This is a genomic window from Terriglobus sp. TAA 43, from assembly GCF_000800015.1.
Taxonomy (GTDB): domain Bacteria; phylum Acidobacteriota; class Terriglobia; order Terriglobales; family Acidobacteriaceae; genus Terriglobus.
In genome coordinates this window covers 2,541,424-2,556,476 of the sequence record NZ_JUGR01000001.1, presented here as the reverse complement: position 1 = coordinate 2,556,476, position 15,053 = coordinate 2,541,424, and the positions used below count along the sequence as shown (strand labels likewise).

Below are 15,053 nucleotides of genomic sequence, written 5' to 3'. Positions count from 1 at the left end.
ATGTGCCGCAACTACGAGCGGGGTGTCAGCGACAACAACAACACGGATTCGCGAAACCGGAATACACGGGTGGCAAGCTCGCTGCCTGAAGGGGATCAGGCTGGAAGGAGTTCAGAAAAGAAGGGAAACGTGGAGGGGCGAACGCTCAAAACTTAGCGGCAACAACAGGAACGAGTTGCGAAGGAGCGGAACGCCATAGTGCGATTATCGCTTCAAGCGTATGAAATTGCAAAACGCTACAGCCCCGGCCGGCAGAAATTTCACGGGCTTCCGGTCAGGACGGGTATAGAGTGGTCGCGTTATGATTCGCTCTTCTTTACTTGCGCTGAGTCTCATTTCCCTTCCCGCCTCCGCCTTTGCCGCCCAGGATTGCGCATCGCTGAAGAAGCTAGCGGTGCCGGACGCCACCATACTTTCCGCCACCGAAGTGCCTTCGCAGCCCTTTGCCGCACCCATATCCACGCCGGGGCTGATGCTGCCTCCGTTGTGTGTGGTGAAAGGCATCCTGCACCCTACGACCGATTCCAAGATCCGTTTTGAAGTATGGCTGCCGCAGACGGGATGGAACGGCAAGATCGTAGACGTGGGCAACGGCGGCTTCGCCGGTTCCATCGGCTATCAGCAGATGGGTGCGAATGTGTTGGCGGGTTACGCCAGTGGCGATTCTGACGCAGGCCATCAGGCCGATTCTGAGGATGCAAGCTGGGCCTTCGGACATCCCGAGAAGATCAAAGACTTCGCCTGGCGCGCGGTTCATCTCACCGCAGGCGTGACGAAGACCATGGTGAAGGCTTACTACGGCAAGCCGCAGGAGAAGGCATACTTCGACTCATGCAGCGACGGTGGGCGTGAAGCGCTGATGGAAGCACAGCGTTTCCCGCAAGACTATGACGGCATTCTCGCTGGCGCTCCCGCCAACAACTGGACGCACATGCTGACCAACGGTCTTGCAATGGCGCAGGCCATGGGCGATGACCCAACAGCGTTCTTCTCCAGCATGAAGCTGCCGGCAATTCATGCAGCCTCGCTCGCCGCATGTGATGCACAGGACGGCGTGAAGGACGGCATCCTCAGCGATCCAGAACACTGCCGGTTTGATCCTGCAGTGCTCACCTGCAAAGGCGCTGAAGACACCAGTTGCCTGACGCCAAAACAGGTGCAGACACTTCGCGCGCTGTATACCGGCAGCAAAGATGCAAAGGGACAGACCATCTTTCCCGGTTACGTTCCAGGCGATGAAGGCGCGGGATGGAAGAGCTGGATTCTCGGCACGGCACCCACCACCGGCAGCGGCGGCGCGTATGTAACCAACTACTTCCGCTACATGGTCTACAACGACCCCAAGTGGAACCCGCTCGCGGCCAATACGGAAGATGCTTTGCGACGTGGCATGGAAGGCGCAGCCAAAGAAGTTGATGCCACCAACGCTGATCTTTCCGCATTCGCAGCGCATGGCGGCAAGCTGATTCTGTATCACGGCTGGAACGACCCTGGCATCTCGCCATGGAACACGGTGAACTACTTCAACGCTGTGAAGAAGACCATGGGCGAAGCGAAAGCTGGGCAAACGGTGCGACTGTTCATGGCGCCCGGAGTGGAACATTGCCTCGGTGGCCCTGGGCCAAGCCTCTTTGGTCAGCTTGGATTTCCCGCAGCAAACGGCAAAGGCTCCGGCGCGATGGATCTGCTGCAGGTGTGGGCAGAGAAGGGCACAGCCCCTGAGATGATCCTCGCCACCACGCCGAAAGATCCGCGAGTGCCGCAGATCGTGCGTCCGCTATGCGCTTATCCGAAACGCGCTGTGTACAACGGCAAAGGCGATCCGAATCAGCCCGACAGTTTCACCTGCAAAGCAGATTGAGCAGCTACAGAGGCCGGTCCGACCGATAGTACGGATGCATGCGTTGATGCGGTCCCCAGGGTTCGTGGTGGGTATACACGAACCCTAGCCGCTCAATCAGTGCCTGCGAGTTTGCGTTATCCGGACCATGCCCTGCAACAATCGCCGAAGCCGCTGTGTGGGCCCACGCATGCGTCATCACTGCGCGTGCGGCTTCTTCGCCATAGCGTCCGCTCCAGAATGGCCGTGCAACGTGCACACCGATTTCAAGTTCATCCAGTGAGCAGTGAAACGGACGAAGCCCCGCACATCCAGCATGCTCGCCTGTCTCCAACGAAAATATTGGCCAGTATTGAAAGTCATACCTCTGCTGGTTAGCGCACTCTTCATGGAAACGCTCTTCAGCCTGCGCAACGGAACGAGCGCCGCCCATGTGCCGCATCACATCGTCGTCCGTCCAGAGAGCAATGGCCAGCGGAAGGTCCTCGTCGCGCCATGTACGAAAACGCAGACGCGCGCTATCGGTCGGGTGCATCGGATGCCTCAACCAACGGCGCAGCAGCAGAAGCCGGCTTCCTCTTTCTACGCAGAACAACTGCAGGCAGTGCAGAACGTGTAAGCAACAGCATGACAACCACTACAACAAGCCACGCCGCTGTCCCCGTGGCCAGTCGCAGCAGAGCCGTAACAAATGTCGTTCCCTGCGGCAGATAACGCAGCGAGAATGCAGCGGCGCATCCACCAAGAATGGCGGCCAGCGAAGACTTGCCAAGCTCACTCCATTCCAGGTCGGCAACACGCACCATGCCCTTACGATTCAGCAGGACAGCCAGCGCAATCATGTGCGCAGCAATGCCAATGTCTGACGCAATGACCAATCCCGCAATTCCATGTGTGCGGAAAAGCAATGCATACACCGGCAGCGAAAGCACCGTAACAACGGTGCCAGAGATCATAGGCGTAAGCGTGTTGCCAACAGCGTAAAACGCACGCGCATACAGGTTCTGCGATGCCCAGAAGACTAGCGAATAGCAAAACAAAACAAACAGTGATGCCGCCGCCGAAGCATCGCCGCCGTGGAACTTTCCGCCACGCAATGCAACATCAATGATGGGCTGCGCCAGCGCAATCATCACAGATGTAAGCAACAGACTCACAGCCAGAAGTCGCGAAACAGATCGGTTTACTGCAGAGTTGAACGCAGACTTATCCTTCAACCAAAGCGACGCAAAGAATGGCAGGGAAGCCGCGCCCGCTGCAGGTCCAATGATGTTCATAGGCGCATTGAACAGCTGGCGCGAATAACTCATCAGCGAAATCGCGCCCTCTGTGTGGCCCGCAAAATGGTTTCGTATCCAAGGATCAAGCGTCACCAGCGATTGCCCCAGCATCAGCGGCAGGCTCAGCTTCACCCACTCGCGCAACGCCGGATCACGTAGATTGAATATCGGCGACCAACGCATTCCAATGGAATAGGCACCAATAACGTACGTGAGAAAGAAGCCAAAGAACGCTCCCACCACTGCACCGTACGCAAGCGAATGAACTCCGAACCGCGCATGCAGCAGGATGGCTCCCGCGATGATGCCGCCGTTGTACAGCAGCGGTTGCACAGCCTGATAGATGAAGATCTTTCGCACCAGCAGACGCGAACCGAAGATGCCGCCGGCAAATCCCAGTAACTGATTCACCAGAAGAATGCGCGTGAGTTGCACGCAGAGTTGCGCCGTCTCCGGATTGCGCAATTCCAAAACGTAGCGAACGTACTGTGGTGCAAAGATACCGGCAAGGACCAGCCCTGCACTCAACACGACCGTCATCACGTTGAGCACATTGGAAAGCGCAAGATCGCCTTCTGTCTGTCGCCCTTCGTTTTCATATTGCGTCAGCAGCTTTACAAAAGTTGTGGAAGCAACGCCGCCAATCAGCAAATATGAGATGGTGTCCGGAAGCTGAAATGCGCCCGTGTACGCATCCACCGCACCGCTCACACCAAAGAAGTGTGCGATGAGTTTGCCGCGCACCAGCCCAAGCACACCGCTCAACAGCGCGGAGACCATGAGCAGCAGCGAAGCGGAGAACGCAGAAGAAGCGCGCCCGCGTGTGTTCTGAGATGAGGTCGTGTCCGCCAAGCAATCTCTATTCTAGGTGGACCAAGCCATCCTTCGCAGAAAACGTATAGAAGGAGTCACCTCCATCCGCGTGGAGGCCTCCGTGCTTTACTGATTCACGCCACTCGCAAGGAAGCCGCCATCCACCGCAATGATCTGTCCTGTAGTGAAGCTGGTGGCATCGCTTGCAAGATAAATCGCGGTGCTCACCAGTTCATCTGTCGTGCCGAAGCGATCCATCGGCGTGCGCATCTTCAGTTCCTGGCCGCGCGGGCTATCAATGATCTTGCTGTTCAGCGCAGTGGGAAAGATGCCGGGTGCAATCGCATTCACCAGCACGCCATGCCGCGACCATTCCACCGCAAGCGAGCGTGTAAGCGACGCCACAGCAGCTTTACTCGCGCAGTACGCAGAGACTTCCATGAACGCCACAAAGCTTGAGAGCGACGCAATGTTGATAATGCGGCCGCGCTTCTGCTGAATCATGTGACGACCAAAAACCTGACAACTACGCAGCGTTCCTGTGAGATTCACGTCCAGGATGTTGTTCCACGTATCGTCCACAACATCCAGCGTGGGCTCGCGTTTCGTAATTCCAGCGGCATTCACAAGAATGTCCACGGAAGGGAAGTCCGCCAGCACGCGAATGCAAAGGTCTTCCAGCGACACGCGAGACTGCACATCGGAAGTTGCTTCAATGGTCTTGCGGCCAAGCGCGCGAATCTCCGCTGCCGTTTGCGCGACACCTTCGACAGAACGCGAAGACGCGACAACATCCGCACCCGCCTTCGCAAAACCAAGCGCGATAGCCTTGCCGATGCCGGATGTTCCGCCAATCACAACCGCTGTGCGTCCGTTCAGGTCCATTCTGTTTCCTCATCTCAAGGTGGCATGTTCACGCCGCAAGTCAATCCAAGCCAAGATACATGCCGGTAAGCAAATCCGTTGACAGCGCAGTCGAGGCGTTCGTATAGTTCGGGTCACAAACTATATATGAAAAGCCTCCGTCTCCTGCCCCTTCTCCTCGGCGTCTGTCTGTCTCTTCCCGCGCAGACATGGGTTGGCAGTTGGGCCGCGTCGCAACAGATTCCCACTGGTGCCAACGCATTGGCAGCGACTGAGTTACAGGCCGCCACGCTACGGCAGATCGTGCATCTTTCGTTGGGCGGCGAGCAGCTTCGGATCCGCATCGCCAATACGTTTGGCACCGTACCGCTGCATCTCGTCGCAGTACACATCGCCAAGCCGAAATCTGCAGCTGATGCGGCGATTGATCCTGCAACAGATCGCGCTTTGAGTTTTGACGGCAAGCCAGATGTCGTCATTCCAGCAGGCGCGGAATACCTATCTGATCCGATTGCATTTCACGCAACAACATCGTCCGATCTGGCCATCACGATTCGCTACACCGATGCGCCGGATGTTCAGACCAGCCATCCCGGATCGCGCGCAACGTCGTATCTTTCACACACCGCAGCGGTCGACGCGGCAACGATGCCGGATGCGAAGAAGTTTGAACACTGGTTCCAGATCAACGGCGTGGATGTTCCTGCTTCGAAAGACACCGCAACGGTCGTCACCCTGGGCGATTCCATTACCGACGGTCACGGAGCTACAGACAACGGCAACGATCGCTGGCCTGATGATCTCGCAGCACGTTTGCTGGCCGATGCCAAAACGCGTTCGCGCGGTGTGTTGAATCATGGACTCGGCGGCAATCGCGTGCTGCTCGACGGACAAGGGCCAAACGCGCTGGCACGCTTCAGCCGCGATGTTCTCGCACAACCCGGCGTGAAGTACGTCATCGTCTTTGAAGGCGTGAACGATCTCGGCATGTCCACAAAGGATTCGGAGATTTCTCCGGAAGAACACGCCGCGCTGGTGACACACATCATCGGTGCATATCAACAGATGATCGACCGCGCACATTCGGCAGGCTTAAAAATTTACGGAGCTACGATCACGCCTTATCAAGGATTCACCTTCTATCACCCAACCGCGACGAATGAAGCGGATCGCCAGAAGATCAACGCATGGATACGAACACCCGGACACTTCGATGCGGTCCTCGACTTCGACAAAATCGTCGCTGATCCTACAAACCCCGCGCGTCTATTGCCCAAGTTCGATTCCGGCGATCACCTCCATCCGAATCAAGCGGCGTACCACGCCATCGCAGAAAGCATTCCGCTGTCGTTGTTTGCGAAGTGAGTTAGTTAGGGAACCGTGGTATCGACGCGCTTCAGCAACACAGGCAGATCCAACTCATCACGCGTCATGTTGCCCTGTAACTGCTGAGTGTGAGGAAAGTCTTTCACTCCATCACCCGCAGCATCCTGAAGATGCAGATGGAAGATGTTGCCATCTTCATCAGCCAACACGAGAGTTGTACCCATCAAATGTGACTGCGAGAAGGTAGTCGTAGCCGTCTCGCGGTCGTAGCGATAGCTGGCGTCGGTTACATCATCGCCGCTCACGTTGAGCGTGATCATAGCGGTACGCTGTCCAATGGAGCCGCGATAACGCAACGTCTCTGCACTCGCGACAAGCGTGACTGCCAGCAGAATCCCGACGATGAACAGAGAGCGCAGCTTCACGCACGCAAGCCTATCAAAGCGCAGGTGCCGTGCGCTGCCCGAGCGTTTTTCAGGCAGCCAGCAGAGCTTCGGAACGATGTTTATGTGCAATCACATTCTGCAGGTATGCAGCCTTTGCAAAGACCGCCTGCAGTTGCGCCCATTCTTTGGGAGGCACGTCGAAATACCGCTTGGTGCCGCCCCAGTTGCGGAAATCCACCGTCAGCACCTGGCTTACTTCGTCATAGCGCATTGCCCGGATCGAAACCATTGAGTGTTCCCTCCCTGCACAGCAGTGTTGCGCGCTCTGTGTGATGGGAGTGTGAACTCTTTACTTCCGTTGCACGATTTTTGCAACATATTTGTTTTCGTCCACTGTTGCTTCATGCGGCACATACGCGATGCGAAAGGGAACCCACCCCGGCAACAGCTTCGCGTTACCAGACGCGGAAGCTGATGCCGGTGCTGATGCCGTAAGGCTTCATGGTGCCGAAGGTGAACTGTGGCCACACCTGGTATTCCACGTCCACCACGCGGATGTGGATGTTGTCATTGGAGATCCACTTTTCCAACCCCGCGCCCGGTGCCATCGCAAAGTATTGCCCGTTGCCGTAGCCGTAGGGGAAACGCATGGTGCCCAGCCCGACAGGCATCTTCACATAAGGCACCCATCCCTGCGGCCTGAAGCTGACGCGCGGGCCAACGAGATAGGTGTTTTGTTGTATGCCCTGTTTGCCACCCCAGCGTAGAAAGCGTGCTTCCGCTTCCAGGCCTACATAACGGTGGAAGTGAGCGTCCACGTAGACGGTGGGACCGTACAGATTCGAGTTGCCGTAGTCGCTCCTGTACCAGGAGCCGGCAACGCCCACCGTCGTGTACATGCCCGGACCAGAGGCAGTGGCCTTGGTCGCCTGAGCTGGAACTGCTGCTGCGTACAGCAGCAGCCCCAGCAGAGTGAGGATGCTTTTCTTCATCGTTCTCCTCACTGAGTGACCGTCAGGCTGACAGGCAGCGACAGGGTTACGCCCGACTTGCTGGATGCGCTCACACTGAAGGTGTACGAACCCGCAGGCGTGCTGCTCTGATTCAGCGTTCCGCAGCCCGTTACCGGGATCAGCATGGTCAGCAGAACCAGCATCAGCAGAGCCGGCACACGGCGCTTGCCACGCAGCAACCACACAAACAGTGCGCCTGCGGGCAGCAGGGCCAGTAGCGGACCTTTGCTCATGGGCATGCTGCTGCTTGCGCTTTCACCGCCGGAAGTCAGGGGTGATCCGGTGTCCACCACGATCTTGATCTTTACCTGACCATCCGCGGGTAGACCCACACTTTGCTTCTCAAAGGTGCAGGTCGCCGCCCAGGGCAGGCCAAGGCAGCCCAGCGACAGCGTGTCGCTGAATCCGCCCAGCGACTTGATCACCAGGTACGTCTCTGCATACTTTTTCGACTGCACGTTGAGCGTGGAAGGTGTCAGGCTCAGCGTGAAGTTTGTGGCGTTGGTTGGGGGAAGCTGAACCTGCGCAGAAGTGGAGGGGGCGTAGTTCGAATCACCACTGTAGCCTGCCGTCAGCGAAGCTCCATCCACAACCGTGTTCTGCACGTTCAGTGTTGCCACACCCGTTGCGTCCAGGCGACCGGAGCCGATTGACTTGCCACCGGAGTAGAAGGTAACGATGCCCGTCGGTGCGACAGGACCGGTCCCCTTCACCACCGCAACCAGCGACTGAACTCCGTTCGTGGCCACAGAGGCAGCCGTGGAAGTGAGCAAGGTCTGCGTAGCCCGCAGGTTCACCACCTCCGTCAGTGCCGCTGAAGTAGAGGCATCCGTGGCCACATCACCTGCATATTGCGCGGTGATCACGTGGGTTCCTGCTGCAAACGCGGCTGCCGTGATGGACGCATTGCCGTTCGCATCCAGAACGCCAGTGCCGAGCAGTGTTGTCCCTTCCAGGAAGCGGATGCTACCGGTGGGCACTGGCGCGACGCCCGTCTTGATGGTCGCGGTCAGCACAGGTGTATCCAGCGTGAGAGCCGGGTTAATGCTGCTCACCAGCGTGAACTGCGGTATCTGCGTTACCTGCTGTGTCACAGCGCTTGAGACAGAGGGAGAGTTGTTGCTATCCCCTGCGTACGACGCGGTGATGGTATGCATGCCCGGCGTCAACGTGGTCAGTGTGAGCGTCGCCGTGCCATGGTTCAGAGCAACCTGTCCCAGCGCAGCCGTTCCGTCCATGAACTTCACATTGCCAGTGGGAATTACGCTTTCACCCGTCACGTTGGCGGTGAAGGTGACCGGGTTGCCATAGTGGCTGGGCGAACCGCTGGTGGACAACACGGTCTGCGTCGCCGCATTGCGAATCACCTGCGACAGCGCACTAGATGTGCTGCCCTGGAACGTGCTGTCGCCGCGATACACCGCAGTCAGGCTATGCGTTCCCACGGCAAGCGTTGAGAACGTCAGCGTAGCTGTGCCATCCGCGTTCAGCGTGCCTGTTCCGATATTGGTGGCACCGTCCAGGAACGTAACGATGCCGGAAGGTCGCGCTGCAAGACCATTGACTGATACCGCAGCAGAAACTCCGGCCGTCAGCGTCAGTGAGGCTCCTCCAATGCCCGGGTTCGCGCTGGACGCGATGGAAACGCGCGTCTGCACGAATACCGACTCCGTCAGCACAGCAGATGTGCTACCCGCATGCGTTGCATCGCCTGAGTAAACCGCCACAATGTTGTGCTGGCCTACGGACAGCGTATTGGTGTTGAACGAGGCCACACCGGAACTCACAGAAGCGACGCCAAGAACGTTTGCGCCTTCCTGGAAGGTGACATTACCAGTCGGGTTGGCCACACCGCTATTCACAGCTGCACGCAGCGTCACCGTATCGCCATAACCGGCAGACGCATTGGTCGTGGTCAGAACGGTGTTGGTTGTCGCGCCATCAATGACGATGGTCACGCTCTGTTGCGCGGCAGAATTGTTCTGGTCACCCGCGAACTCCGCCGTGATGGTGTGCGTTCCCACCACAAGTGCTGACGTTGTGAAGCTCGCATTGCCAGCTCCGTTCACCGTCGTGGTATTCAGAAGCCCACCATTGTCGAGCAACTTCACTTGCGGGTTCGATTGAAGAACGCCGTTGCTGGTCAGATTCATACTCAACGTGATCGGCGTGCTGTAAGTGGTGTGCAGAGTGGAGCTGTTCAGTGTCAGCGTGGGCGTACCCAGTGTCACCGTGACAGAAGCAGGCGCAGAAGTGAAGCCGGCGTAGTTTCCGTCACCACTGTAGGTTGCAGTAATGCTGTGGATGCCCACTGCCAGGGTGCTCAGCGAAATAGCCGCTACACCCTGCCCATCAATCGAGACGACGTTCAGAGTCGTCGCACCGTCCAGGAAAGTGATCTGACCGGTTGGCTTGACCACACCGGTGGCAGTGACTGTTCCCGTCAATGTCACAGACTTGCCGGCGAGGATATTGTTCGCACTGACCTGCAAAGCCACACTGGAACTGGTAGCCTGCACCACCTGCGTGAAGACAGACGATGTGCTCACGTCATAGTTCGTGTTGCCGTTGTATTTCGCGGTCAGCGAATGTGTAGCCACGGTGAGTGCTGTGGTGGAAAGCGTTGCAACACCGTTTGTCAGTGGCACTGTCTGCAACGGGCTTCCGCCGTCATAGAAGGTCACGGTGCCAGTGATCGCGCCCACTGCTGTCTGGCCGGGCGTCATCGATACGTTTGCCGTCAGCGTCACGGCAGAACCACCGTTAGACGGGCTGCCATCGCTGCCCAGTGTCGTGACGGTGGTCAACTGATTGACTGTAACCACGGTGGTAGTCCTGCCGCCGGCGGTGTAATCGTCGCCGCTGTATGTCGCCGTGATGGTATCGGTTCCCGGGGGCAGAGTGGCCACTGGCAGCGAGAACGTACCGCTGCCGTCGATCGAACCACTGCCAAGAATCGTGACGCCATTCCCAAACGTGATGGTGCCGGTTGGCGCGGGGCCATTGGGACTGGCGACTGTCGCCGTCAGCGTTGTGCTCTGGCCCACGGTGATCGTCGTGGGATTTGCTCCCGCTGAAATCGTGGCATCGGCCTTGGTAGTGATCTGCTGTATCGCCGGAGACGTGCTGGCGCTATTGTTGGCATCCCCCACGAACTTCGCCGTAATGCTGTGCGTTCCGCCGGTAAGCGTGGAGATGGTGTAACTGGCCTTGCTGTTCGATCCCACAGTGCCTGCGCCGATGGCAGTCGCGCCATCGTAGAAGGTCACGGTGCCGCTGGTAACCGCCGTAGTAGCACTGACGGTCGCCGTAAACGTCACTGGCTGATTTACAGCCGCGGTAATCGATGAGGACACCACAACGGTCGACGTGTTTTGCAGAACACTCTGCGTTACAGAATCCGTGCTCGACGCGTTGTTGTTATCACCGTTATAGGTTGCGTTGATCGTGTGCGATCCCAGCGTCAACGATGTCGTGGTGAAGGTGGCAATGCCGTTGCTATCCAGCGTGACATCGCCGCCGAGAGCGGTTGTGCCGTCATAGAAGGTCACCGTTCCAGTGGGCAAACCGGATGCCTGCGTCTCGCTGACGATTGCAGTGAAGGTCACCGATTCGCCCAGACCGGACGGGTTCTTGCTCGAGGACAGAACCACCTTCGTGGGTTCCACTGAGAGCACCCTGCCGGTGAGCGAGATGACATCGGGAGAGTTGGAAGCGTCCGACTTCACCGTGAGCGTACCCACCGGATTCACATTGTTCACATCCGTGATGGTTGTCGGCGCAAAGAGCACTCCCAGCGCGCAATTCGTACCCGCAGCCACTGTCGTGGTGGTGCTGCAAGTGGTCGTGGCAACATCCAGAGCACTCTGATCGAGCACAATCTGCGACGGAGTCAGCGTATCGGTGCCGTCATTCTCCATTTGCAGTATCTGTGGCGTGGCTGACTTTTTGCCCACCTTCATGTCCGGGAACTTCAGCTGCGCTTTGTTGCTGTGAATCAGGAATACGCGCTTGTTGAAGTCGTCGGTAACGTAGAGATTGTTCTGTTCATCCAGTGCAATCGCATAGGGCGTGGAGAGATTAACCGTATCAGCGTTCTGCAGGGCATTGTTGGCAATAGGCGCGTTGTAGGCGACGACGGTTTCCATCTTGCCCGTCGTCACATTGGCACGGCGGATGCGGTTGTTCTGCGAGTCGGCAATATAGATATTGCCAACGGCATCCACGGCCACTGCGGTGGGAGAATTCAGCGTAGCTGTCAGCGCCGAACCGCCATCGCCGGTGTAACCGGGCGCTCCATTCAGGACGCCCGCCACGGTGGTCAGATTGCCGTTGGATCCCAGCTTACGAATGGCCTGGTTGAACTTGTCAGCAATGTAAAGAGCGCCATCGCGATCAAATGCCAGCCCGAAGGGTTGATTCAACTGCGCGGTGGTGGCGGGCTGGCCGTCGTTGGCATATCCGGCAACACCGGTGCCCGCGACAATCGTCATCATGCCCGTGGACGCGTCCACGCGGCGCACCAGGTTGTTACCCGTGTCTGCAATGTAGATGTTGCCGTCAGCATCGAGTGCCACGCCGTACGGAGCCGTCAGGAGTCCGGTCGTAGCCAGGACGTTGTCTGGCGACGATCCCGATGTAGCCAGCGTGCCTGCCACAGTTGTGATGATCTTTGTCACCGCATCCACGCGACGAATCGCCTGGTTGCCCGTGTCTGCAAAATACAGATTGCCCGCGCCATCCATCGCGAGCTGTGCAGGCGAACTGATGCCAGCCGTCGTGGCCAAAGCACCATCGTGTTCGCTCGACGCGTAACCAATGCCGGCATAGGTGTGGATCCTGCCAATGGTATCCACATACCGAATGCGGTTGTTCAAAGTATCGGCAATGTAGGAATCGCCCGCGGGCGTACCAAGAACGCCGCGTGGCAAATTGACATGGCCAGCCGTCGCAGGACCGCCTTCTTCGCCGCTCGTGTATTCCGGCTGCAGGCTATTACCAGCGATCAATTGCGCCTGCCCCGGTTGGATGACAGCAAGTGAGCCCGTGCCCACGCCGTCGATCAACTGCTCCGCCAGTACCTGGTTGCCGCTGCCCACCAGCACCACAGCGCCCGGACGACGTCCCGGTGCCGTTGGCTTGAAGAGAACATTCACCGTACAAGCCGCGGCTGGTCCTGCAACGCAGGTGCTGCCGCCCCCATCGGTGAAGTCTTTACTGGGAATGCCCTGCGTCAGGACAAGAACACCTGTGACAGTACCCGCTGCAGGATGCAGCGTCACCGCAAGGTTCGCGCTTCCAGTCAACGGCGTGGTACCGGGAATGTGTTGAACAGTTTGAGCGGCAGAAATTCCTGCGATGCTTAAGCAGGAAAACAAGGCTCCCATAACGGGCAGCAGAACGGAGCGCAGACGCGTGGCCACGCGAGGCCGCGAAGTCTTCGACGAACCTGAAAACATGGGTTTGTAACTTCCTTACAAGGGTTCCTGGAGAAGTGAGAGAGAGAACCAAAAGTCGTCCGATAGAGGACGGGAGTGATACAGATTCCAGATCGACTACGCCGTTAGCCTAGCAACGTCTGCTGTTATTTCTATGAATAATTCTTCCATCGGTATCTAGATATGAAAATCACCCACACGTGGAAGGACTCATTCACCCTGTCAGGGGTATCAAGCCCTCTTAGCGTTATCTCTCGTAGAGGCGACACTGCTGCAACTGGAGGGTGTGAACACCCAGCCGCAGATTTTTAACAGAGTTAAAAAGACGTGTCCAACCGGGGCGGGTGTATGCTGAGTTGCTCTGTTGCGGGTACCCGATAGAGCCCACCACGCACAGGAATCAAAAGGAGAAACCCCATGGGACTGTTGGACGAAGTGGAAAAGATCGCAGGCGCAGTGGTCGCTGTCGAAGGACTGAAAAAAGTGGACTCTGACCCATCCTTCCTCACCGAAGCTGCGGCTGCAGTTGCCGGCTATGAAGGCACTGGCGCGCTCAAGGATTTCATCCATAAGGACGAAGGCGAAGGCGAGCAGAAGGAAGGCTAATCGCCTGCCCGTCTCAACCGCCAATACGACAAAGCCCTCCCACCAGCCGTGGAAGGGCTTTTTTGTTTATTTCCTTGTCGCTCGGGAAATTTAGACCTTCAGGCTAAGCACCTTTATCTGCTTGCCAGATGGAGTAGATGACGTTTTCGTCCCCCGATCCCTCAGGGACAGCCGGGCTGGGGTTGTTCGCGAAGTACCATGTCCGATGGCCGAGCGGCAGCACCACCCCTCGTGATCCTGGCATCTCCACGAAACCACTGGGATCTGTTTTCCTCACCCAGTTGTAGGCATAACGCAGCCACTGTGCGCGGTAAGCATCGCTCTGGTTCGCAAACCACGAGATCTCGTCGTATCCCCAAAGCCACGAGGCTCCCTTGACCGCCCTGCCAGCCGTCTGTCGAGGCTGTCCCGGATACTTAGAAACGCCCCAATTGTCGAGCTCAACCAGGTAAGGCAGGTGCTCGCACGTCCAGCCGCTGTACGTGCGTCCTCCTTTGCTATGCAGATAAATGCTCTCGGCGAAGCCCACCTCCAGGGTCGCATCCTGAGCTTTGTCAGGATTCTCCTTGAGACGCAGAGGCATCGCGTGGAAGTCCAGCAGAAGTTCGCCGTTCCGCACCAGGCCGCCACCCGGTGTATGCGCATTGCACAGCACCATGCCCCGGCGAGCATGCTTTGCGGCGTAAGCGCGCACCAATGCGAAGACGCGAGCATAGTGATCCAGATGAGGATCGTTATAGTTCATGATCTCCATCTGCCCCCAGTGAATCCCCTCAAATCCCAGGTCGATGTATGACTTCGCAAGGAAGTAGAACCACAGCTGCGTTTCCGCCTGGCTCACATCTGGCACGCTGGCGGTTGCGCTCCAATTGCGGTTGCGCTGCGCCGGTGGATAGAGAATCGCTTCATAACGGAAGTTCCGCTTCTCTACAGGCAGGCCAAGCGCGGTGAAGGCCCAGTCAGGCACAGGCACCTGCTCCACTTCCGTAGAGACGATCTCAAAGATGCAGGCCTCAAAGATTGCATCCGGCGAGATGGCGCGCACCAGCGCCATCTGCTTGCGCGCCAACTCAAAATTCTCTAGAAGCTTCGACTCGCCACCCCACAGGCAAATACTCCGGCCCATATATTTAGCGCCAATGTGCTTCAACATGCGGATGTTGTCCTGCGTGTCGCCAACGGCACTCAACAAGCCCTGCATGGTGATGGCTCGCGACAGGTAGTTCTCCAAAACTTCGCGAGAGATCGTGCGATTGAACTCATAATTGCGCCGGCGCGACTTCGATGGAACATAAGCAAAAGCAGGCGCTGCCAACGCGACTGCCGAAGCCGCCAGCGATGCGGCCAGAAACTGTCGTCTCTTCAAGGATTCTCCAAAAATGATGCGCTTAACCGAATAGGAACCAGCGCCAAATCATCTTAAGCGGCCCATTCTTCATCATGGACGCGTCGAGCAAAGCAAGCTGTCATTACTGGAGTGTTGGGTG

11 protein-coding genes are annotated in these 15,053 nt (G+C 57.6%); 3 read left to right on the top strand and 8 right to left on the bottom strand.

The features are described 5' to 3' along the window. Positions 1-301 precede the first annotated feature (301 nt). A complete protein-coding gene (locus tag M504_RS10910) occupies positions 302-1,861 on the top strand; it encodes a tannase/feruloyl esterase family alpha/beta hydrolase (protein ID WP_047491161.1) in 1,560 nt (519 codons plus the stop codon). Positions 1,862-1,865: 4 nt separating this feature from the next. Here M504_RS10910 and M504_RS10905 read toward each other — a convergent pair whose 3' ends face one another. From M504_RS10905 to M504_RS10895, 3 genes are all read right to left on the bottom strand, one after another. After that, positions 1,866-2,375 (bottom strand): GNAT family N-acetyltransferase, encoded by a 510-nt coding sequence (locus tag M504_RS10905; RefSeq protein ID WP_047491158.1) that lies wholly within the window; start codon positions 2,373-2,375, stop codon positions 1,866-1,868. Beyond that, positions 2,359-3,972 carry a murein biosynthesis integral membrane protein MurJ gene (gene murJ / locus M504_RS10900; RefSeq protein ID WP_052200628.1) on the bottom strand — a complete coding sequence of 538 codons (1,614 nt, stop codon included), beginning with the start codon at positions 3,970-3,972 and terminating at the stop codon, positions 2,359-2,361. The genes M504_RS10905 and murJ overlap by 17 nt, the downstream gene beginning before the upstream one ends. 87 nt (positions 3,973-4,059) lie before the next feature. Further along, the gene (locus M504_RS10895) at positions 4,060-4,818 is read right to left on the bottom strand and encodes an SDR family NAD(P)-dependent oxidoreductase (protein ID WP_047491156.1); all 759 of its coding nucleotides are present in this window, start codon (positions 4,816-4,818) and stop codon (positions 4,060-4,062) included. 126 nt (positions 4,819-4,944) lie between these two features. Here M504_RS10895 and M504_RS10890 point away from each other — a divergent pair, with 126 nt between their 5' ends. Continuing rightward, complete coding sequence (locus M504_RS10890) at positions 4,945-6,162, top strand: SGNH/GDSL hydrolase family protein (protein ID WP_047491154.1); 1,218 nt, start codon at positions 4,945-4,947, stop codon at positions 6,160-6,162. A 5-nt stretch (positions 6,163-6,167) separates the two neighbouring features. Here M504_RS10890 and M504_RS10885 read toward each other — a convergent pair whose 3' ends face one another. The 4 genes from M504_RS10885 to M504_RS10870 form a co-directional block, all read right to left on the bottom strand. Then, complete coding sequence (locus M504_RS10885; RefSeq protein WP_047491152.1) at positions 6,168-6,548, bottom strand: hypothetical protein; 381 nt, start codon at positions 6,546-6,548, stop codon at positions 6,168-6,170. A gap of 49 nt (positions 6,549-6,597) precedes the next feature. After that, positions 6,598-6,798 carry a KTSC domain-containing protein gene (locus M504_RS10880; RefSeq protein WP_084214277.1) on the bottom strand — a complete coding sequence of 67 codons (201 nt, stop codon included), beginning with the start codon at positions 6,796-6,798 and terminating at the stop codon, positions 6,598-6,600. A gap of 166 nt (positions 6,799-6,964) precedes the next feature. Beyond that, positions 6,965-7,501, bottom strand: coding sequence for an outer membrane beta-barrel protein (locus tag M504_RS10875; protein WP_047491145.1), 537 nt, complete (start codon positions 7,499-7,501; stop codon positions 6,965-6,967). 8 nt (positions 7,502-7,509) lie between these two features. Next, entirely contained in the window at positions 7,510-12,981 is a 5,472-nt protein-coding gene (locus M504_RS10870) for an Ig-like domain repeat protein (RefSeq protein WP_047491142.1), read from the bottom strand. Between the two features lie 396 nt (positions 12,982-13,377). On the opposite strand from M504_RS10870, the gene M504_RS10865 reads away from it, so the two are divergent. After that, positions 13,378-13,566 (top strand): hypothetical protein, encoded by a 189-nt coding sequence (locus M504_RS10865; protein ID WP_047491137.1) that lies wholly within the window; start codon positions 13,378-13,380, stop codon positions 13,564-13,566. Positions 13,567-13,669: 103 nt separating this feature from the next. On the opposite strand, the gene M504_RS10860 is transcribed toward M504_RS10865, so the two are convergent. Further along, a complete protein-coding gene (locus M504_RS10860) occupies positions 13,670-14,932 on the bottom strand; it encodes a hypothetical protein (protein ID WP_052200627.1) in 1,263 nt (420 codons plus the stop codon). Between the last annotated feature and the right edge of the window lie 121 nt (positions 14,933-15,053).

Coding starts and splice junctions, on each gene's coding strand:
- M504_RS10865 (WP_047491137.1), top strand. CDS start 13,378: ATGGGACTGTTGGACGAAGTGGAAAAGATCGCAGGCGCAGTGGTCGCT.
- M504_RS10890 (WP_047491154.1), top strand. CDS start 4,945: ATGAAAAGCCTCCGTCTCCTGCCCCTTCTCCTCGGCGTCTGTCTGTCT.
- M504_RS10905 (WP_047491158.1), bottom strand. CDS start 2,375: ATGCACCCGACCGATAGCGCGCGTCTGCGTTTTCGTACATGGCGCGAC.
- M504_RS10870 (WP_047491142.1), bottom strand. CDS start 12,981: ATGTTTTCAGGTTCGTCGAAGACTTCGCGGCCTCGCGTGGCCACGCGT.
- M504_RS10910 (WP_047491161.1), top strand. CDS start 302: ATGATTCGCTCTTCTTTACTTGCGCTGAGTCTCATTTCCCTTCCCGCC.
- M504_RS10875 (WP_047491145.1), bottom strand. CDS start 7,501: ATGAAGAAAAGCATCCTCACTCTGCTGGGGCTGCTGCTGTACGCAGCA.
- M504_RS10895 (WP_047491156.1), bottom strand. CDS start 4,818: ATGGACCTGAACGGACGCACAGCGGTTGTGATTGGCGGAACATCCGGC.
- M504_RS10880 (WP_084214277.1), bottom strand. CDS start 6,798: ATGGTTTCGATCCGGGCAATGCGCTATGACGAAGTAAGCCAGGTGCTG.